Genomic DNA, 18,323 nt, shown 5'->3' on the forward strand with positions numbered 1-18,323 from the left:
CTCAGGATTTTCCCTTCAGAAATCCGATGCGGCCGTAGAGCGCATCGCTGGCGAGCACGAAAACGAAGATGATGCCCTGCAGCACCAGCACGGACGCATCGGGTAGCCCCAAGCGGCGTTGCAGCAGGCCGCCACTGGCGCTGATGCCGCCGAGCAGGATTGCGACGGGGATGATGGCGAGCGGATTTTGCCGCGCCAGGAAGGCAACGAGGATGCCGGTGAAGCCGTAGCCGGCCGCGAGGTTGGCGTTGGTGCGTCCCTGCACGGCGGCGACCTCGACCATGCCGGCAAGGCCAGCCGCGCCACCGGCAAGGAAGCAGACGGTCAGGATCAGCTTGTCGACGCCGAGGCCGACGATCTTCGCAGCACGGATGTTGCCGCCAGCCACGCGCGCGGCGAAGCCGAACACGGTGTGATAGATCAGGATGTAAGAGGCGATCGCGGCAATCACGCCGAACACGAGGCCCCAATGCACGTCGGTGCCGGGAATGGAGCCGATCATGTTGGCGGCGCCGATCTCGCGGGTGGACGGCTTGTTGAGGCTGGCGGGATCGCGCATCAGCCCTTCGACCAGATGGTTGAGGATCGCGAGCGCGATGTAGACGAGCAGCAGGCTCGAGATGGTCTCGTTGACGCCGCGATACTGCCGCAAGCCGCCTGAGAGCATGATCCACAGTCCGCCGCCGATCACGCCGGCGCAGACCATGGCGATCTGGACGACGAACGGCGGCATGCCCTGAAGCGCGAGTGCGGCGCTGGTTGCCGACAACGCGCCGATCAGCAGCGCGCCTTCGCCACCGATGATGACCATGCCGAGCTGCGCCGGCAGCGCGGTACAGAGCGCGGTGAGGATGAGGGGCGCTGCGCGCGTCAGCGTGTTCTGCCAGGAGAACCAGGTGCCGAACGCGCCGTAATACATGTAGAAATAGAGATCTAACGGGTTCTTGCCGAACATCGCGACGAAGATGCCGAACACCGCGAGCGCGCCGACGAGCGCCGCGCCGGGGATCAGGACATATTCGATCGTGCCGCCGTGGCGTTGGAGGAAACCGGGATCGGCGGCCGGGGCGACTGTCCCGACCGCGTCCGTGGAATCCGCCGCTTCCGTGGTCACGAAGTGGCTCCGAGCACGCCCTCGACGAGGTAGTCCATCTTCTCCAGCTCAGGATCCTTCTGGCCGCGGTCGGTACCGGCGGGGATCACCGTCTTGCCCTTGTTGTCGACCAGCCCACCCTTGAAGATGGCGTAGCCTTCTGCCGACAGGAATTTTGCCTTGGCCTCGTCGGCCGCCTTGCGCGCTTCGGCCGAGACCGCTTCGCCATAGGGCGAGGTCTTGACGATCTCTTCCTTCAGGCCGCCGCGGTAGAAATTCGGGATGCCTTCGCCGGAGGCGATCATCTTGACGAACTTCGGATAGAGCGCTTCCCAGTTCCACTCCGCGCCGGTGAGATAGGCCTTGGGTGCCAGCGCCGACTGGTTGGTGTGATAGCCGCAGACGAAGGCGCCGCGCCGCGCGGCATTCTCGACCATGGTCTTGGGCCCATCGACGTGGCAGGTGAGCACGTCCACACCCTGATCGATCAGGCTGTTGGTGGCTTCGGCCTCCTTGACCGGCATCGACCAGTCACCGGTGAAGATCACCTGCGTGGTGGCCTTTGGATTGACGGACTTGGCGCCAAGCGTGAAGGCGTTGATGTTGCGTAGCACTTGAGGGATCGGCTTGGCTGCGACAAAGCCGAGTTTGCCGCTCTTCGACGTCAGGCCGGCGACGATGCCTGAGATGTACTGGGCCTCGTCGATATAGCCGAAATAGCTGCCGGCATTCTTGGGGTCCTTGTCGCTCCAGAGGCCGCCGCAATGCTCGAAGCGGAGCTTCGGGTACTTGTTGGCCATCTTGATCATGTGCGGATTGTAGTACCCGAACGAGGTCGGGAAGAGCAGGGTGGCGCCGTCGAGATTGATCATGGACTCGATTGTCTTCTCGACCGCGTCGGTCTCCGGCACCTTTTCCTCCTCGACCACCTTGAGGCCGGGAATCTTCTTCAGCGCCGCCGCACCCTGCGCGTGGGCCTGATTGTAGCCGTAGTCGTCGCGCGAGCCGACATAGATGAAGCCGATGGTGGTCTCGGCCGCGAAGGCCGGGCGGAGGCCCGCAGCCGCGCCGAGGGTGAGGGCCGCGCCGCCCTGCAACAAATGACGTCGTGAAATCCTGCCATAATCCATTGCTCGCTCCCCTTGGCGGATGTCCCGCCTTGATCTCGCGGCTGCGCCGGCTTGGCGGAGCCGGGACCAGATGTCGCAAGCTTCGTGCCAGAGGCTATGAAGAGAGCAATTCGTTATAAGTACTTGAAAACAAATGCTAGATAAGGAGAGCGTCGAACTTGGCGAGGAAAGGTGCAGATTAATTTATGGGCAATATCTAAATATTGTATGCAGTGGAGTTAAGCAGTCCGAACCAGCTCGCGCATGTGTATGACCGCCGTTGGACGGTCGGCCGGCAAGGCGCATTCATGCTAACCACGCGCTGACTGGGACGGCGCCGGTGATGTTCGCTGGCACCGAACTTGTATCGATTGTCGCCAGGACCGCCGTGTCCTCAGAAGATGGAAAGCTCGCCGAGATGGGCGCTGGTACCGTTCACGATGCATCGCTCAGCAATGAGATCGCTCGCCGGATCAACGAGCTCGGCGCGATCTCGGAAGACCCCGAAAAACTCACCCGCATCTTTCTCAGCAAGGAGCTGCGCAAGGCCGCTGACCTCATCATGGGTTGGATGCGCGAGGCCGGTATGAGCGCGCATCTGGACGCGATCGGCAATGTCTGCGGACGGTACGAAGGCGAGCGGCCGGGCGCGCCCTGCCTGATGCTCGGCTCACATTACGACACCGTGCGCGATGCCGGCAAATGGGATGGACCGCTGGGTGTGATCACGGCGATCTCTTGCGTCGCCGATCTCAACCGCCGCGGCAAGCGCCTGCCGTTTGCGATCGAGGTGATCGGTTTTGCCGACGAGGAGGGAGTGCGGTTTGCCTCGACCTTGCTCGGCAGCCGTGCGGTGGCCGGCACTTTCGATGAGAGCGTGCTGAATACGCGCGACAGCAATGGCGTGTCGATGCGCGAGGCCCTCGTTCACTTCGGCCTCGATTCCGACCATATCGGCGCGGCCGCGCGGACGCGGCGCGAGCTGCTTGCCTATCTCGAATTGCACATCGAGCAGGGGCCGGTGCTGGAAGCGCAGAACCTGCCCGTCGGCGTCGTGACCGCGATTGCCGGCGCCACACGCCTTGCGGCGCGGCTCACCGGCATGGCCGGGCATGCTGGCACCGTGCCGATGGCGCTGCGCCGCGACGCGCTCGCCGGCGCGGCCGAATGCGTCGGTGCGATCGAGCAGTTTTGCCGCACCGACGAGGGCGGCCTCGTCGGCACCGTCGGCTACATCCAGGCGAGGCCCGGCGCGACCAACGTCATTCCGGGCGAAGTATCCTTCACCATCGACATGCGCGCGCCGACCGATATGCACCGCAAGCGCGCGGTGGCCGATGTCGTCCGCCAGATCGAGGCGATCGCCAAGCGGAGGCAATTGGGACTCCAACTTGACGTGACCCACGAGAACCGCACCGCGCCCTGCGCGCCCTGGCTCAAGCAGCAGATCGCGCAGGCGATCGAAGCCGAAGGCTTCTCCGTGTTCGAGCTGCCGAGCGGGGCAGGGCACGACGGCATGGCGATGATCGACATCGCGGACGTCGGCATGATCTTCGTCCGCTGCCGCGGTGGTATCAGCCATCATCCGGACGAGCATGTCGAGCTTGCCGATGCCGACGCCGGCGCGCGTGTGCTGCTCAGGGTGATCGAGAATTTCAGGCCGCGTACGGCTTAGGCAAGCGTCACGAACCCGCAAGTCACCGGGTAGAGATACGAATCAGTCATGTTTAGAATGGTGGCCATCATCGCGAGGGTCACGAGACAATCAGCCGATTGACGGACATGAACAGCGACATCTCTTTTCCATCACATCGTGAGAACCGGTTTTATCAGGGGATGGCTGCGACCTTCGTCGCCAACGCCCTTCAGGCGGTCAATTTTCTCGGTGATCGATTTCTGAGACAATCGCCCCATTCTTTGTCGGCCATCGCGGACCTCTATCGGCACTCGATGGACAGTGCCTTTTCCCTGACCGAGGCCTTCCTGGTCACCGGCGCACCCCACGCATCGGCCTATTACCCCCGCGACTTCGCCTGGTTCTATCCTGACGTGCTCGATCCCGAGACGATCATGGACTCGCGGGACGCGGTGCGACGGGTCCGTCTGCTCGAAAAGAGCGTTCGCCTGCTGCTGGAGGCAGTTCGCGCCGACGTCGTCACCACGACCATCGTCCCCGCGGGGCGCGGCCGGTATCTCGGCGTGAACTATTTCTCGCGGCCCTCGGATACGCTGCTTGGCATTCTCGCCGGTCTGCAGCAGATGCTATCTGCCGAGCAGAGGGCCTCATCCTACCTGGCGATGTCGCAATGCGCGCATGCCGGCCGCTTGCTGCTGGCCGAATATGGCGGAGACCTGAAGCGCGCGATGCTGAAGCTTGCGAGCGAGCTGGAGGCATTCGACGCTGACGGCACCAGATATTTGCTGTGCGACTCCACCGGCCCGCGCTCCGCGGCGACGGATACCCGCGCCGAGCGCCGGCGTTTCGTCACCAATGCCTGTGTCTACACGACCTTCGTGTGGGGCGTGCAGCTCGGAATTGTCGGCGAGAACGAGTTGAAGCGGCTGCTCGGGCGCGACCTCGCGCAGTACAAGAGGGACCTGCTCCGCCTGTTCGGGAAGGACGGCTATATCAGGCATTCCCTGGACGGCCCGGCGAGCTCACCGGCATCGTCGGTCGCATTGGATTTCGTCAGCGTGCATCGCGGCTTCTGGAATATGAGCGAGGCGAGCGAGCGCGCGCTGTTCGCGGCCACGGCGGATCTGATCATCGCCGAACCGCGGTTTCGCATTCCCAGCACGTTCCACTTCCTGGTGTCGGCGGATAATCCGCGCAACAAGATCATCCACAAGATAGCGGCGCCCGCCTATCAGGGGCGCTCCTCCTGGCCGACATTCAATGTCGAGTTTGCGGATCGTATGCTCGACTTTGATGAGGCCTCAGGGAGTGCGATCTACCGGGCCTGCGCGCAAGGAATCCTGAAGGACATTCGCACCGCGACCGAGGTCCACGGCGGCTATCAGGAGCTGATCTCGGAGCAGGGTCTGAAGTATCGCACCTGGGCCTATAAGGGCGCCGTGGCCCACTCGTGGTTTCCGCGCTTCCTGTCGGTTTGGAGGCGGGCGTACGGCACGCCACTCCTCCAGTGGAATGACTGATCCCGCGAACCGCTATCCCGCGGTCACGTCGACCACCTCGCCGCCCTCCAGCACCTTGGCTGCCTTGCTGCGGTCGAGATCGCCTTCCCAGGCCGCGACCACGACGGTTGCGACGCAGTTGCCGACGAGGTTGCCGAGCGCGCGGGCCATGCCGATGAACCAGTCGACCGACAGCACCAGCACGAGGCCGATCGCGGGGATGCTCGGCACCGCGTTCAAGGTCGCGGCGAGGATCACGATCGCCGAGCCCGGCACGCCATGTGCGCCCTTCGACGTGATCAAGGACACGCCGAGCACCAGCAGCAGGTCGCCGAACGACAACGGCGTGTTGGTGGCCTGCGCAATGAAGACGACGGCGAGTGTGAGGTAGATCGAGAAGGCGTCGAGGTTGAAGGAATAGCCGGTCGGAATGACGAGACCGACGACGGAATCCTTCACGCCCATGCGCTCCAGCTTCTTCATGATCTGGGGCAGCACCGCGTCCGAGGATGCCGTCGCCAGCACGATGGTCAGCTCCTCGCGCAGGTAGGCGAGGAACTTGAGGATGTTGATGCCGGCGAGCGCCATCACGCCGCCGAGCACACCGAGCACGAAGATGCCGACCGAGACGTAGAACAGCATCACCAGCGACACGAGCTGCTTCAGCGAGCCGACGCCATATTTGCCGACCGTGTAGGCGACCGCGCCGAGCACGCCGAGCGGCGCAACCCGCACAATGAGCCCCATGACGCGGAACAGCACGGTGGAGGCTGCGTCGATCATGGAGGTGACGAGCGCGCCCTTCTCGCCGCCGACGAGCGCCAGACCGATGCCGAACAGAACCGCGAAGAACAGCACCTGAAGCACGTCGTTACGCGACAGCGCATCGAAGGAGGTGGTCGGAATCACGTTCATCAGGAAGGCACCGATGCCGCCGCCGGAGAGCTTGTGGGCGTTGTCGGCATAAGTGTTGAGCGCCTTGGCATCCAGCGTCGAGGGATCGATGTTCATGCCGTGGCCGGGACCGAAGATGTAGGCGAGCAAGAGGCCGACCACGAGGGCCACCGTCGTCATGATCTCGAAATAGATCAACGCCTTGACGCCGACGCGGCCGACCTTCTTGAGATCGCCGGCGCCGGCAATGCCATGCACGACGACGCAGAACACGATCGGCGCCACGATCATCGAGATCAGCTTCAGGAAGGCATCGCTGAGGATCTTGAGGCTGATGGCGAAGTTCGGAACGGCCATCCCCAGGATGACGCCAAGCACCAGCGCAGCCAAGACCTGGACGAACAGCGAGGTGTAGAGCGGCTTCGGCTCGGCGGCGGGTGCCGCGGCGATGGTCGACATGGTGCACTCCCCTTTGACACGTCCTGGACGTCAGAGAGGAGCAACAACCGTGCCAGAATGTCGCGGTCACGCCCGAGAAACCGGGTTATTCCGCCGCCTTCGCCGTCTTGCCGAACATCCGCGTCGGGGCCGGGAAGCCGCACGAGGTGCCGTCGGTGACCTTGACCTGGTCTTCCCACGGCAGTCGGAAGGTGCCGGCGACCATGTCCTGCATGAAGGTGTAGGGGCAGTCCATCGCGCCGCCCTTCACCGCGACATAGCCGCGGTGCCAGAGCTGGTAGATGTTGTTTTCGACGCCCCAGTTGATGCGCGCCTCGCGCACGAGGTCCGGCCGGACCTCTGCGGTGATGATCTCGTCGGCACGGCCGGTCGTACCATGCGCCAGCACGGTGCCGTCGAAATTGACGATCATGCCTTCGCCCATGGAATCGAACGAGCCGTCCGAGCCGCACATGCAGACATTTGCGGTGACCATCAGGTTCTGAAACGAATTGGCCTGGTTGGTGAAGCGCCAGGCTTCGCGGATCGGCGCGGTGTAGCCGGCGGTGCGGATCATGATCTCCGCGCCTTTGTAGGCGCATTCCCGTGCCATCTCCGGGAGCATGCCGTCATGGCAGATGATCAGCGCGATCCTGGCGCCCTTCGGGCCCTCGATCACGGGAATGCCGATGTCACCGGGCTCCCATGGCTCGACCGGAATCCAGGGATGAAGTTTCCGATAGTAGAGCTTGATCTCGCCGTGGTCGTCGATGATCAGGCCCGAGTTGTAGGGATTGCCATGCGGGTTGAACTCCATGATGGAGAAGCAGCCCCAGATCCTGTTGTCGACACAGGCCTGCTTGAAGGCCGCGACCTCCGGTCCGTCAAGCCGACACATGATCTCCGGATTGGTGTCCATCGAGAGGCCGTGCAGCGAGTATTCGGGGAAGACCACCAGATCCATGGTGGAGAGATTGCGGCGGGCCTTGCCGACCATCCAGGCGATGCGCTCGGTTTGCCTGGCGAGATCGGCGCGGGTGACGACGTTCGGTAGCTGCAACTGAACCAGCCCAATCACGACGCCCTCAGGCGATTTGTTCAGTCCGCCAAGCCCGTTCATGATCAGCTCCCTTGCTACCCGCGCGGCGCCGTTGCGCGCAGTTCTCGGCGGAGCAAATCCGATTTTGGCGATGCGCAAAAGTCCATTTTTCAGGCGGCAGTGACCGTCGTGCTAACGTGGGGTACCAGTTCCCCCGAGCCGGCGGGCGCCTATTCTTGCAGCGCCACGTGCCTCAAGTCTCGGCTTGACCCGCAAAATCGACCGGTGTCAGACTTATGACATGAGTACAGCAGAGCGACATACCGTCAGCATTCGTGACGAATATGCCGAGATGACGCGGCAGCGCATCGTTGCCGCTTTTGTTGCGACGCTCGAGGACGAGGAGGCCGACGACATCTCGATGGCCGCGGTGGCCAAGCGCGCGAAGGTGGCCGAGCGAACCATCTATCGGCACTTCAAGACCCGTGCGGAGCTGTTCGCCGCGGCCGGCGAGTGGATCGAGAACAACGTCTTCAGCTACATTCCCTTCACCTCGCCCGACGAGCTTCCCGAGATCTTCCGCAAGCTGTGCAAGCGGTTCGACCGTCATCCGCATCTGGCGCGCGCCATTGCGATAACGCGGGTGGGGCGCCGGGTGCGTGCAGGCTTCAGACGGCACCTAATTGACCAGCATCGCAAGGCGATGGCGCCGCTCGTGCGCCATCTCACCGCCAAGGACGTCCGCCAGGCCGAAGCTCTCGCGTCCTACCTCAACAACGTGCTGGCCTGGAACGCGATGCGCGAGGATTTCGGCATGACGAGCTCCGAGATCGCCGACGCGATCGAATGGGCGCTCACGACCCTTTTGAAGGATGTGCGTCAGCGCGATGCCGCTGCTGCGCGCGCCGGCAAGGGGCGCAAACCACCTCGGAAGCGGACCGCGGCTGCGAAAGCACCGGCATAGAGTGAGGCAGCCATGAACGCGATACCCGACGATCTCCTGATCAATGCGCCTGACGAGGTGCGCATTCGCCAGGACCTGGTGCTGACGGCGCTCGGTCGTCGCCCGGCCGATCGTTCGTTGCGGGTCGGCAAATTGCTCGACGTGCACAGCCGCACGTGGAGCGAGGACCAGGAGATCGTCTTCAAGGGCCGGCGGATCGCGTGGGTGGGCCCGGCCGGCAGTTATCCCGGCGAGGTCCGCGAGCGTATGCATCGGCCGGATCTTGCAGCTGTGCCCGGCTTCGGTGAGGTGCACAAGCATATCGAAAGCTCGCATCTGACGCCCGAATGGGAAGCGGCGCTGGTGCTGCCGCACGGCAATACCTGGACCTGCGAGGCGAGCCACGAATTCTCCAACGTCAACGGTGCGCGCAATCTCGAATTCTGGTTCGAGGCACGCCGTCGCGGCTCGCCGCTGAAGATCTTTCCGCAACCCGGCTCGGCTGTGCCGCCGACCGCATATGAGTGGGGCGGCGGCTGGTATGGCCGCGACGAACAGGCACGCTTCATGAGCGAAAGCCTGATGGTCACCGGCCTCGACGAGGTCATGGACTGGCCGGCGGTGTGGAATCCCGACAACCCGTCCTACAAGCGGCTCTGGGGCATGATCGAGGCGACTTTCGCTGCGCGCGGCGTCGTCGAGGGCCACGCGTCGGGCCTGCGGGATCTGCCGTCCATCAACGCCTTTGCCGCGGCCGGGCTCGCGTCTGACCACGAGGTGCAGACGCCCGAGGAAACCTGGGACAAGCTCACGCGCGGTCTCTTTGTCGAGCTGCGCGTCTACGCCATGGACGAGATCGTCAAATGGTTGCTCGCGAAGGGTTTGCAGGACTGGTCGCAGGTTGCGTTCGCCACCGATGACCGCAGTGCCAGCCACACGCTCGAACTCGGCGCGAGCGATCATAATGCGCGGGTCGCGATCGAGGCCGGCCTTGCGCCGGAAATCGCGATCCAGTGTCTCACCATCAATCCGGCACGGCACATGCGTCTCACGCCGTTCGTCGGCAGTCTAGCGCCGGGGCGCTTCGGCGATGTCGTGCTGCTGTCCGATGTTGCCAAGCTTACGATCGCCGAAGTGTGGGCCGACGGCGCGCAGGTGTCCGAGGGCATGCGCTATCTCGGCCAAGTGCCCAAGATCGAATGGCCGCAATGGGCGACCAAGACCGTCAATATCAGGCGCACGATCAACCCTGAGGATTTCGAGCTGCGGGCTGAGTCAGGGCGGGCCACGATGAAAGCGGCGGTGATCCGCCCCTTCCATTGGCATCCTGAGTTCTACACGCTCGACCTGCCGGTGCGCGACGGGGCGGTGCAGCGCGACGAGAGCGAGGCCATCACAAAATTTGCCATCGTCGACCGGTTCTCCGGCGACGGGCGCATCGCAAAGATGTTCTGGCGCGGCTGTGGCCCGCGTACGCCGGAGACGGCGCTCGCCTGCTCGGTGGCGCACGACAAGCACAATCTCTGGGTGGTCGGCTCGTCCGACGCGGCGATGGCAAAGGCGGTGAACGCGCTGGTCGAACTTCAAGGCGGATGGGCGCTGGTGCGCGAAGGCGAGCTCGTCGCCACCGTGCGGTTCGAGGTCGGCGGGCTGATGAGCTGCCGCTCGGCGCAAGCGCTCGATGCCGAGATGCAGGCGCTCTACGCAGAAGGGCGCAAGGTCGACTGGATGTACGAGCCGACATTCCGGCCGCGCTGGTATCCGGGATTCCCGGAACGGCTGATGTTTGCAACGCTGACCTGCGCGCCCTGGAGCTGGGTGCTGGTAGCGCCGTGCGAGCAGGCACCGCTCGGTTTCATCAACGTGCAGACCGGCGAAGCACACCCGGTGGTCTGGTAGGGGGAGGACAGGGATGAACGAGATGACAAAGCCGCAAGCCGCCTCCGCGCAGCCGGCAGCCGCGAAGCTGCTCGATCGCGTCTTTCGCCTCTCCGAGCGCGGCACGAGCGTCGGGCGCGAGATGATGGCCGGAGCCACCACGTTTGCGGCAATGGCCTATATCATCGCCGTCAACCCCGCGATCATGTCCAACGCCGGAATGGATCGTGCCGATCTCGTCAGCGCCACGGCGCTGGCGGCGATCTTCGGCTCGGTGCTGATGGGGTTGTGGGCCAATCTGCCGCTCGCCGTAGCGCCGGCGATGGGTTCGAACGTCATCTTCACCTATGTCATCGTCAAGCAGATGGGCATGCCCTGGCAGGGCGCGCTTGCCATGGTCGCCTTCACCGGCGTGCTATTCCTGATCCTCAGCCTGTCGAAACTGCGGGAGAAGGTCGCGAAGGATGTGCCCGAAGCGCTGAAGATCGGCATCCAGGCGGCGGTCGGGACCCTCATCGTCTTCATTGCGCTGCGAGGCGCGGGATTCGTCGTCCAGAATCCGTCGACCTACATCGCCATGGGATCGTTGCGCAGCCCGCCGGTGCTGCTGACGTTGTTCGGACTCCTGCTCACGCCGGTACTGGTGGCGCGCCGAGTGCCGGCGGCGCTGATCCTGTCGATTGTGTTGCTGACCGCGATCGGCTTCTTCGTTCCTGGCGCCAACGGCAAGATGGTGACGTCGATGCCATCGGCCATCCTGTCGTGGCCGCGCTGGCCGACCAGCACCTTCATGGCCCTCGATATCGAGTATCTCTTCAGCCATTTCGTTGTGGCGCTGCCGCTGCTGTTCTATTTCCTGTGCGCCGAATTCTTTTCGACGCTGGGCACGCTGATCGGCGTGACGGGCGCTGCCAATTTGCGCAAGCCCGATGGCTCGATCCCGAACGCCACGGCGGCCTTCGCGACCGACGCGACGGCTTCGATCGTGGGGCCGCTGCTCGGGACGTCCGTCGTCACGGCTTATATCGAATCCATCACCGGTGTGCAGGCCGGCGGTCGCACCGGCCTGACTTCCCTGACCGTTGCGGGATTCTTCTTTCTCGCGCTGTTCTTCTGGCCAATCTTCGTCATCATTCCGCCGCAAGCGACCGCGCCGGCGCTGGTGCTCGTCGGCGTGCTGATGATGCAGGGGCTTGCCCGCATCGACATGACGGATCTCGTCAATGCGGTTCCGATCGTGCTGACGTTGCTGGTGACCGTGTTGACCAACAATCTCATCAACGGAATGGCCCTGGGTACGTTGAGCTACATCGCGCTGGAAGTGTCCATCGGTCGGCGGTCGCAGATTCCAGCGATGGTGTGGGGACTTGGCGCCGTGTTCGTCGCTTACGCCATCGTGATCGCACAGATCTTTTGACGTGTGCGTCAGGCCGCGAGGTCCAGCAACCTGCAAGATCCGCGCACCAAAGCCTTTCGCCCGGCCGGTGTCATTGCAGGGACACCGTCATCGACAAAGACAAGGCCGAGTTCGACCAGGCTCTTGACGACATAAGCCTTCGCAAGGCGACCATTCGACACCGGATTGCGAAGCGCCTTCAGTGCTTCCCACTGGTCGGTTGAAAGATCGAATTCGAAATCGTTGCTCATGTTGCCTCAGGCGATCGTCCGGTTCGCGTGCCTCTGTTAGCGGCGCCGCATGAAGACCGTGCGACGACAATAAGTCGGGAATTCGGTCAGCTGTTTAGAACGTCTCTTCACAAATTGCGGCACTTCGTTGCATCACAAAAGTTAAGATCGTTTGCGCACGAATATCGCACGAGCTCCGATCACTAATTGATGATCCGCACTTGATGCTGCGATGCGAGCTCCCGCAGTGCACGGGAAGTATCGTTGTCCCATTCTGCGTCGCGATATGCACAGAAATCATGAGACGCGAGGTTCAGGAGTCTGTTAGGTTGATTTGCGGGCAGTGACTTCACGCGGCAGGAGTGGAGTGCATGAACAGGCTGGTTGAGATACGCAGTCAGGAATTCTTGTGCCGCGAGCGCGCAGCGCTCGATTCGAAGCGCCGGCTGTTCTGGCTGGCGCAGGCAGAAGAATGGGAGCAGCGCGCGCTCGCCGAAATCGCGTATCACTTTCGGGAGTGCAATCAGGCCGAGCTGAACGCCGCCTGACGCTCGCGGCTGCTATTACTTACTGATAAGTCGCCACAATGTCGGACACGGCGCGCTCGAGCTGTTGCGCGGTCGCGCATTGGCGCACGACGCTGCAAAAGGTTGCGTAGCGCGGCATCTCGGAATCGCCAAAGCCCCAGGCGAGCCGACCCTCGGGATTGAGCCAGACCAGCCGCTTCGAGCGCTCGGAGATCCGGCGCAGAATGTCGGCGCGTGGGTCGAGATTGTTGCTGCGGGCATCGCCGAGCACGATCACCGTGGTCTGCGGCGTCAGCGTGCTCATGAACTCCTTCTCGAAATCGACCAGCGAGGAGCCGTAATCTGACGAGCCGAAACCGACTTTGGACATGATCTCGGACATCGCTTCCTCCGGCGACTTCGTCTCCAGGATCTCGCTGACCTCGATCAGGTGCGAAGAGAAGGCGAACGAGCGGACATCGTCGACCACCTCGTGCAGCGAATGGATCAGCAGCAGGAAGAAGTCGGAGACTTGCGCAACGGAGCCCGAGACGTCGCACAGCGCGACGATCTTCGGCCGGTCGCGATGCTTGCGCTTCCACGCCGTGAGGAACGGCACGCCGCCCCAGGCTGCGTTGCGACGGAGCGTGCGACGGACGTCGAGATGGCCGCGGCGCTGGCGCTTGCGCGGCTTGGAGTAGCGCTCGCGCAGCCGGCGCGCGATCTGACGGATGAGGGCGCGCATCTCGGCGACCTGGCGCCGCTCGATGCGGGCGAGCGGTGCGTTGCGCAGGATCTCGTTGCGGAGGTTTTCGGCCTCCTCCCGGGCATAGAGTGCAAGCCCCTGAGAGACCGTATCGCGCACGGCTTCACGTAAAGCATCGAGCGCGGCGCGCAGACGCTCGGCCAGGGCCGGGTTGGTCGCGGTCAGCTGGTCGAGATCGTCGCGCAGGCGCTGGAGGCCCATGGCGTCGAGGATGCGGCTGGAGAATATGCCGCGCTGGGTGGAGTAGCGAATGTCGGATAGGGAGGCCGCGCCAGCTGCGCTGGCGATCGCGGCCGCGATGGCATTGCGATCCTGCGACAGCAGCATCTGAGCGAGCGAGCCCGGTTCCTGCTGCGACGAACCGCCGCCGGCATCGCTGGCCGCGCCGGAAGAGGGCGCTTGATCCTTATCCTGCGAGGCATCCTGATCGGCGCTCTCGGGCCGATCCTGTCGCGGCTCCGGCTGGCTGAAGAACAGGTCAAAGCAGTCGCCGAGCGCGAGCTTCTCGTCCTGCGACTTGGCGAGCGTCAGCAGCAGTGCGTCGCGCAGGATGGTCCGGTCGGAAAAGCCGACCTGCGAGACGGCGCGCATCGCATCGATGCTTTCGGCAGGCGAGACGTGGACGCCGGCGCCGCGCGCCGCCCGAAAGAAGCGATGGAGATTTTCGCGCATCGGCGTCAACCGAAGACGTTGGACCGGGCCGCCTTGGCAATGAAGGTCGTCACCTGCGGCGTCGCGGCCTCGATGTCGGCTTCGTATTTCAGGAGCACGTTGAGCGTGTCCTTGACGATCTCGGTATCGAGTTCGGAAGCCTGGAGCAGCACCAGCACGCGCGCCCAGTCGATGGTCTCGCTGACCGACGGCAGCTTCTTCAGATCCAGCGAGCGGATCTCGTGGATGAAGCCGACCATCTGGCGGCGCAGCGTTTGCGAGATGCCGGGCACGCGGCTTTCGACGATGCGCTCCTCGAGCCGCTGCTCGGGGAAGCCGATATGCAGATGCAGGCAGCGTCGCTTCAGCGCATCGCCCAGGTCGCGTTCGCTGTTGGAGGTGAGGATCACCGTCGGCGGCGTGATCGCCGAGACGGTTCCGAGCTCGGGGATCGTGACCTGGAAATCGGAGAGAATCTCCAGCAGCAGCGATTCGAATTCAGCGTCCGACTTATCGATCTCGTCGATCAGGAGCACGCAGCCGCCCGGCTGCTCAAGCGCCTGGAGCAGCGGCCGCGGCTCGACGAACTCCTTGGAGAAGAACACGTCGCCGAAATCGTGGAGCTGGTCGAGCGCGGCATGCAGCGTCTGCGCGCCGCCGAGGACTTCGCCGAGCTTGTCCTTGAGGATCTGCGTATAAAGAAGCTGCTTGGCGTATTTCCACTCGTAGAGCGCCTTGGCCTCGTCGAGGCCCTCATAGCATTGCAGGCGGATCATCTTCATGCCGCGCCAGGCGGCGATCGCCTTGGCAAGCTCGGTTTTGCCGACGCCCGCGGGGCCTTCGACCAGGATCGGCTTCTCGATCTGCTGCGACAAATAGACGGCGGTCGCGATCTGCCGGCTGGCGATATAGCCCTGCGCGGCGAGGCCGCTCTCCACTGCCTCGATCGAAGTCGAGGCCTTCTGATCAGCCACGAAATGGCGCTCCCAAAGGTCTTGCTTTGAGGCTTGTTCTGCCTGCGTTCCCGGCAAAGAACAAGTCTCGTTTGGGAGAGATCAGATCCGCGTGAACGGCGTTTTTTCCGTTCAGCGCAAATAGTTGAGCGGTTCGCCGGCGGCGCGATCAGTGTCGCAGCAACTCCGGCTTGCGGATCGTCTGTCTGACCTCGGCACCGCAATCGGCGCATTCATAGACGAAGTCGATCTTGGCAAGGCTCCAATGCGGCTCGACCTCGCGCACATACATCGGCAGGAACCCCATACAGGTAGGGCAATTCACTGGCGCGATTTCGACGTCCTGATGATGCTGAACGTAAGCTGGCATCTCGGCTCTCCTTCGCAGGCGACCATCAAACCCCGCACAAAGGCTACCGCCGGTTGCCCCGGAGCCCTCATCAACTCTTTCGAACGGAGGCGGAACGGCGGGCGTTTGTCGGTCGCTGTGACATTCTTGTTACGGCTTCTATACTGTAACGGGCGGACCAAATGCCTATTTCACAGGCCGATCCGGTATTCGGACCTTCACCTCAACGATAAGGGAGCAAGCCCATGACGCATGCCATTCGCTTTCACAAGACCGGTGGTCCGGAAGTCCTGGTCTGGGAGGAGGTCAGCGTCGGCAAACCTGGGCCCGGCGAGGCGCGTATCCGCCACACCGCCGTCGGCCTCAATTTCGTCGACATCTATAACCGTTCCGGCCTTTATCCGGCGCAACTGCCGAGCGGACTCGGCAGCGAGGCGGCCGGCGTCGTCGAGGAGGTTGGGCCCGGCGTTACCGATCTGAAGCCGGGCGATCGCGTTGCCTATGGCGCTTCGCCGCTCGGGGCCTATTCGGAGGCACGGCTGATCCCCGCCGACCGGCTGTTGAAATTGCCGGACGGCGTCGACGACAGGACCGCGGCGGCGATGATGCTCAAGGGGCTCACCACGCAATATCTGATCCGCCAGACCTACCGGGTGAAGGCTGGCGATACCATCCTGCTCCACGCCGCGGCTGGCGGTGTCGGCCTGATCTTGAGCCAGTGGGCCAAGCATCTCGGCGCGACGGTGATCGGCACCGTCAGCAACGACGAGAAGGCGAAGCTCGCCAAGGCGCATGGCTGCGACCATGTGATCATCTATACAAGGGAAGATTTCGTGAAGCGGGTCGACGAGATCACCGGCGGCAAGAAAGTGCCGGTGGTTTACGATTCCGTCGGCAAGGATACGTTCCTGAAATCGCTGGATTGCCTCGCGCCGCTCGGCGTCGCCGCGCTGTTCGGCCAGTCCTCCGGCGCAGTGGAGCCGCTCAATCTCGGCCTGCTCGCCCAGAAGGGCTCTCTCTACGTTACGCGTCCGACGCTGTTCACCTATGCCGCCAAGCGCGAAAATCTGGTGGCGATGGCGGGCGAGCTGTTCGACGTCGTCAAGTCCGGCGCGGTCAAGATCGAGGTGCACCAGACCTATCCGCTGAAGGACGCCGCCAAGGCGCATGCCGATCTTGCAGCACGCAAGACCACGGGATCGACCGTTCTCCTGGTGTAGCGCCGGACTGAGCGGTGGCGCGGGCTTCAAGCCTGCGTCACGTCGGCTCGTGCTTGCGCAGGTCGCGGACGTGATCGAGGCGGATCGCCTGGAGGTCGACGTCCTCGGGCTCGATCTGCGGGAGGGCCGCCTCGGCCAGGACGGCCTCGGTGACATCCTCGACCGAGTTCTCCACAATCTCGTGGATGAATGAGACGTTCCGATACTCGCCCGAGGCGAGGCGGGAGATGACCTCTCGCCTGGTGATTTCCGGATCGACGACCGCCTCGCGGCCTCGCCGCCCATAATCGATCATCACGACGAAATATTGCATGAAACGATCCTGCCGCACCCCGATGGCCGGGATGCGGCAGATTATTTCTGAAAATCGGAACTATGTCAATGGCGATTTCTATAAATCAGAAATCGCCGGGTCCTCTCATTTGCCCTTCTTGCGCGGGCGCGCCGATTTCGCGCGCAGCCGCTCAAGCTGCCCCTTGGGCATGGACAGGCAGATTTCCCCGACCCAGTCGAGCTTGACGCCGACGATCGGCTTGGCATTGAAGCTCGTGAGGTTGACCACGGAGGGGGATTTGCCCCGCTCGATGGTCTTCAGGTAGCGCTCGCCGGTCTTGAGTCGGACCACCGCCTCTTCGCCGTAGAAGCTCGACAACGGATGGCGCTGGTCCTTGTAGACGACGATCACGTCGCCGCTTTCGTATTTGGGCAGCATCGAATCGCCCACGATCTCGAATGCGATCGTCTCTTCCATGATCGGGAACGGCAATGCGACGTCGCCGAGCCCTTCCGGCGGAACCTGTTCGTAGTCCGGCTCGATCACCGCGCCGGCTCCGACCCGGCCCATGATCGGCGCGAGATTGAGCTCGAGATATTCCATGATCGGAATGATCTCCGAGGCCTTCACCAGGCGCTCGCCGCCGAGAATCTCCGAGACCGCGCCGGGTCGCACGCCCATCGCCGCAGCCAGGCCGCCCTTGCTCTTGCCCGTCTTCTCCAGGCCCCGCTCGATCATTGCTACGTCCAACATGGTGATTCCCTCGATTGCGCAACGTTGCCTCTTGTAATCCGAAATTCGGAATTGATGCAATTATGAATATCAGAAATATGGCTTGACTCTGCATTCGGAATAACGGAATGTGTGTCTCGCCTCGCGGGTGGAGGCGCATCACAGGACAGCAGCATGGAACCGGGCCATTGGCCGTCGGAGCACTCCGACGCGCTTCGCGACTATTTTCTCAAAGGGATTTCTTATGCGGAGATCGGAAGACAGATAAACGCAAGGTTTGGAACGGCTTATACGCGCAGCGCGGTGGTCGGCCGCGCCAAGCGGCTCGGGCTCATCGTGCCGCAATGGATGACGAGCCCGGCGCTCGCGCCGCCCTTGCCGGGTGAACCCGGCCTGCTTTCGCCGCGCGGGGTGGCGTGGCCGAGCCTCAATCTGCCGCCGAAGTCCGCCATGAAGCCTGCGGCGCGGGTGAAGTTGCGGTGTGTCGGCATCCAACCGCGCCTGATCCAATTGGTCGAGCTCGAGCCGGCCCACTGCCGATATCCCTATGGCGGCGACAAGGACGGTGAGGAGATCACCTTCTGTGGCCATGCGCGCCAGCCGGGCTCCAGCTATTGCGCGCCGCATGCCCGCCTGGCGCGCCGTTCCGAGGCTGCGTCGGCTGCCCGTGCCGCAGGCCCCGTCGTGCTGAAGCTGGTCTCGGCGCTCTGACGGTGC

The 18,323-nt window shown here is 63.5% G+C and carries 18 protein-coding genes; 8 read left to right on the top strand and 10 right to left on the bottom strand.

The window, feature by feature from the left end; all coding sequences use genetic code 11:
• Position 1: 1 nt before the first annotated feature.
• The gene (locus tag ACNJYD_RS12000) at positions 2 to 1,114 is read right to left on the bottom strand and encodes an ABC transporter permease (protein WP_439366488.1); all 1,113 of its coding nucleotides are present in this window, start codon (positions 1,112 to 1,114) and stop codon (positions 2 to 4) included.
• Positions 1,111 to 2,223 carry a BMP family ABC transporter substrate-binding protein gene (locus tag ACNJYD_RS12005; protein ID WP_172785513.1) on the bottom strand — a complete coding sequence of 371 codons (1,113 nt, stop codon included), beginning with the start codon at positions 2,221 to 2,223 and terminating at the stop codon, positions 1,111 to 1,113. The genes ACNJYD_RS12000 and ACNJYD_RS12005 overlap by 4 nt, the downstream gene beginning before the upstream one ends.
• Before the next feature lie 397 nt (positions 2,224 to 2,620).
• On the opposite strand from ACNJYD_RS12005, the gene ACNJYD_RS12010 reads away from it, so the two are divergent.
• Positions 2,621 to 3,877, top strand: coding sequence for an allantoate amidohydrolase (locus ACNJYD_RS12010; RefSeq protein WP_439367469.1), 1,257 nt, complete (start codon positions 2,621 to 2,623; stop codon positions 3,875 to 3,877).
• 107 nt (positions 3,878 to 3,984) lie between these two features.
• Entirely contained in the window at positions 3,985 to 5,358 is a 1,374-nt protein-coding gene (locus ACNJYD_RS12015) for a hypothetical protein (RefSeq protein ID WP_439366489.1), read from the top strand.
• Between the two features lie 12 nt (positions 5,359 to 5,370).
• Here the strand turns inward: ACNJYD_RS12015 and ACNJYD_RS12020 are convergent, their stop codons facing one another.
• Positions 5,371 to 6,690, bottom strand: coding sequence for a dicarboxylate/amino acid:cation symporter (locus tag ACNJYD_RS12020; protein ID WP_172785511.1), 1,320 nt, complete (start codon positions 6,688 to 6,690; stop codon positions 5,371 to 5,373).
• An 85-nt stretch (positions 6,691 to 6,775) separates the two neighbouring features.
• A complete protein-coding gene (locus tag ACNJYD_RS12025; protein ID WP_439366490.1) occupies positions 6,776 to 7,789 on the bottom strand; it encodes a formamidase in 1,014 nt (337 codons plus the stop codon).
• A 220-nt stretch (positions 7,790 to 8,009) separates the two neighbouring features.
• On the opposite strand from ACNJYD_RS12025, the gene ACNJYD_RS12030 reads away from it, so the two are divergent.
• The 3 genes from ACNJYD_RS12030 to ACNJYD_RS12040 are packed head-to-tail and all read left to right on the top strand — an operon-like array spanning position 8,010 to position 11,946.
• Positions 8,010 to 8,672, top strand: coding sequence for a TetR/AcrR family transcriptional regulator (locus tag ACNJYD_RS12030; protein ID WP_439366491.1), 663 nt, complete (start codon positions 8,010 to 8,012; stop codon positions 8,670 to 8,672).
• Between the two features lie 12 nt (positions 8,673 to 8,684).
• Positions 8,685 to 10,550 (top strand): adenine deaminase, encoded by a 1,866-nt coding sequence (locus tag ACNJYD_RS12035; protein ID WP_439366492.1) that lies wholly within the window; start codon positions 8,685 to 8,687, stop codon positions 10,548 to 10,550.
• A gap of 13 nt (positions 10,551 to 10,563) precedes the next feature.
• The gene (locus ACNJYD_RS12040) at positions 10,564 to 11,946 is read left to right on the top strand and encodes an NCS2 family permease (RefSeq protein ID WP_172785507.1); all 1,383 of its coding nucleotides are present in this window, start codon (positions 10,564 to 10,566) and stop codon (positions 11,944 to 11,946) included.
• 8 nt (positions 11,947 to 11,954) lie between these two features.
• On the opposite strand, the gene ACNJYD_RS12045 is transcribed toward ACNJYD_RS12040, so the two are convergent.
• Complete coding sequence (locus ACNJYD_RS12045; RefSeq protein WP_172785506.1) at positions 11,955 to 12,176, bottom strand: hypothetical protein; 222 nt, start codon at positions 12,174 to 12,176, stop codon at positions 11,955 to 11,957.
• A gap of 350 nt (positions 12,177 to 12,526) precedes the next feature.
• Here ACNJYD_RS12045 and ACNJYD_RS12050 point away from each other — a divergent pair, with 350 nt between their 5' ends.
• A complete protein-coding gene (locus tag ACNJYD_RS12050) occupies positions 12,527 to 12,703 on the top strand; it encodes a hypothetical protein (protein ID WP_172785505.1) in 177 nt (58 codons plus the stop codon).
• Between the two features lie 19 nt (positions 12,704 to 12,722).
• On the opposite strand, the gene ACNJYD_RS12055 is transcribed toward ACNJYD_RS12050, so the two are convergent.
• The 3 genes from ACNJYD_RS12055 to ACNJYD_RS12065 form a co-directional block, all read right to left on the bottom strand.
• Entirely contained in the window at positions 12,723 to 14,099 is a 1,377-nt protein-coding gene (locus ACNJYD_RS12055; protein ID WP_439366493.1) for a vWA domain-containing protein, read from the bottom strand.
• Between the two features lie 5 nt (positions 14,100 to 14,104).
• Positions 14,105 to 15,052 (bottom strand): AAA family ATPase, encoded by a 948-nt coding sequence (locus ACNJYD_RS12060; RefSeq protein WP_036007771.1) that lies wholly within the window; start codon positions 15,050 to 15,052, stop codon positions 14,105 to 14,107.
• A gap of 148 nt (positions 15,053 to 15,200) precedes the next feature.
• Entirely contained in the window at positions 15,201 to 15,401 is a 201-nt protein-coding gene (locus ACNJYD_RS12065; protein ID WP_027545881.1) for a hypothetical protein, read from the bottom strand.
• 224 nt (positions 15,402 to 15,625) lie between these two features.
• Here ACNJYD_RS12065 and ACNJYD_RS12070 point away from each other — a divergent pair, with 224 nt between their 5' ends.
• Complete coding sequence (locus ACNJYD_RS12070) at positions 15,626 to 16,600, top strand: quinone oxidoreductase family protein (RefSeq protein ID WP_212255339.1); 975 nt, start codon at positions 15,626 to 15,628, stop codon at positions 16,598 to 16,600.
• Between the two features lie 37 nt (positions 16,601 to 16,637).
• Here the strand turns inward: ACNJYD_RS12070 and ACNJYD_RS12075 are convergent, their stop codons facing one another.
• Entirely contained in the window at positions 16,638 to 16,913 is a 276-nt protein-coding gene (locus tag ACNJYD_RS12075; RefSeq protein WP_212255341.1) for a hypothetical protein, read from the bottom strand.
• Positions 16,914 to 17,018: 105 nt separating this feature from the next.
• Entirely contained in the window at positions 17,019 to 17,627 is a 609-nt protein-coding gene (locus tag ACNJYD_RS12080) for a S24 family peptidase (RefSeq protein ID WP_036045323.1), read from the bottom strand.
• Between the two features lie 153 nt (positions 17,628 to 17,780).
• Between ACNJYD_RS12080 and ACNJYD_RS12085 the strand changes: the two genes are divergently transcribed.
• The gene (locus ACNJYD_RS12085) at positions 17,781 to 18,317 is read left to right on the top strand and encodes a GcrA family cell cycle regulator (protein ID WP_439366494.1); all 537 of its coding nucleotides are present in this window, start codon (positions 17,781 to 17,783) and stop codon (positions 18,315 to 18,317) included.
• Positions 18,318 to 18,323 lie beyond the last annotated feature (6 nt).

Source organism: Bradyrhizobium sp. SPXBL-02, assembly GCF_051853065.1.
Lineage (GTDB): Bacteria > Pseudomonadota > Alphaproteobacteria > Rhizobiales > Xanthobacteraceae > Bradyrhizobium.

Excerpts from the sequence above, each read along its gene's own strand:
- ACNJYD_RS12025 (WP_439366490.1), bottom strand. The coding sequence starts at position 7,789 with ATGAACGGGCTTGGCGGACTGAACAAATCGCCTGAGGGCGTCGTGATT.
- ACNJYD_RS12065 (WP_027545881.1), bottom strand. The coding sequence starts at position 15,401 with ATGCCAGCTTACGTTCAGCATCATCAGGACGTCGAAATCGCGCCAGTG.
- ACNJYD_RS12055 (WP_439366493.1), bottom strand. The coding sequence starts at position 14,099 with ATGCGCGAAAATCTCCATCGCTTCTTTCGGGCGGCGCGCGGCGCCGGC.
- ACNJYD_RS12015 (WP_439366489.1), top strand. The coding sequence starts at position 3,985 with ATGAACAGCGACATCTCTTTTCCATCACATCGTGAGAACCGGTTTTAT.
- ACNJYD_RS12080 (WP_036045323.1), bottom strand. The coding sequence starts at position 17,627 with ATGTTGGACGTAGCAATGATCGAGCGGGGCCTGGAGAAGACGGGCAAG.
- ACNJYD_RS12030 (WP_439366491.1), top strand. The coding sequence starts at position 8,010 with ATGAGTACAGCAGAGCGACATACCGTCAGCATTCGTGACGAATATGCC.
- ACNJYD_RS12085 (WP_439366494.1), top strand. The coding sequence starts at position 17,781 with ATGGAACCGGGCCATTGGCCGTCGGAGCACTCCGACGCGCTTCGCGAC.
- ACNJYD_RS12010 (WP_439367469.1), top strand. The coding sequence starts at position 2,621 with ATGGGCGCTGGTACCGTTCACGATGCATCGCTCAGCAATGAGATCGCT.
- ACNJYD_RS12005 (WP_172785513.1), bottom strand. The coding sequence starts at position 2,223 with ATGGATTATGGCAGGATTTCACGACGTCATTTGTTGCAGGGCGGCGCG.
- ACNJYD_RS12020 (WP_172785511.1), bottom strand. The coding sequence starts at position 6,690 with ATGTCGACCATCGCCGCGGCACCCGCCGCCGAGCCGAAGCCGCTCTAC.
- ACNJYD_RS12045 (WP_172785506.1), bottom strand. The coding sequence starts at position 12,176 with ATGAGCAACGATTTCGAATTCGATCTTTCAACCGACCAGTGGGAAGCA.
- ACNJYD_RS12070 (WP_212255339.1), top strand. The coding sequence starts at position 15,626 with ATGACGCATGCCATTCGCTTTCACAAGACCGGTGGTCCGGAAGTCCTG.
- ACNJYD_RS12040 (WP_172785507.1), top strand. The coding sequence starts at position 10,564 with ATGAACGAGATGACAAAGCCGCAAGCCGCCTCCGCGCAGCCGGCAGCC.
- ACNJYD_RS12035 (WP_439366492.1), top strand. The coding sequence starts at position 8,685 with ATGAACGCGATACCCGACGATCTCCTGATCAATGCGCCTGACGAGGTG.
- ACNJYD_RS12075 (WP_212255341.1), bottom strand. The coding sequence starts at position 16,913 with ATGCAATATTTCGTCGTGATGATCGATTATGGGCGGCGAGGCCGCGAG.
- ACNJYD_RS12050 (WP_172785505.1), top strand. The coding sequence starts at position 12,527 with ATGAACAGGCTGGTTGAGATACGCAGTCAGGAATTCTTGTGCCGCGAG.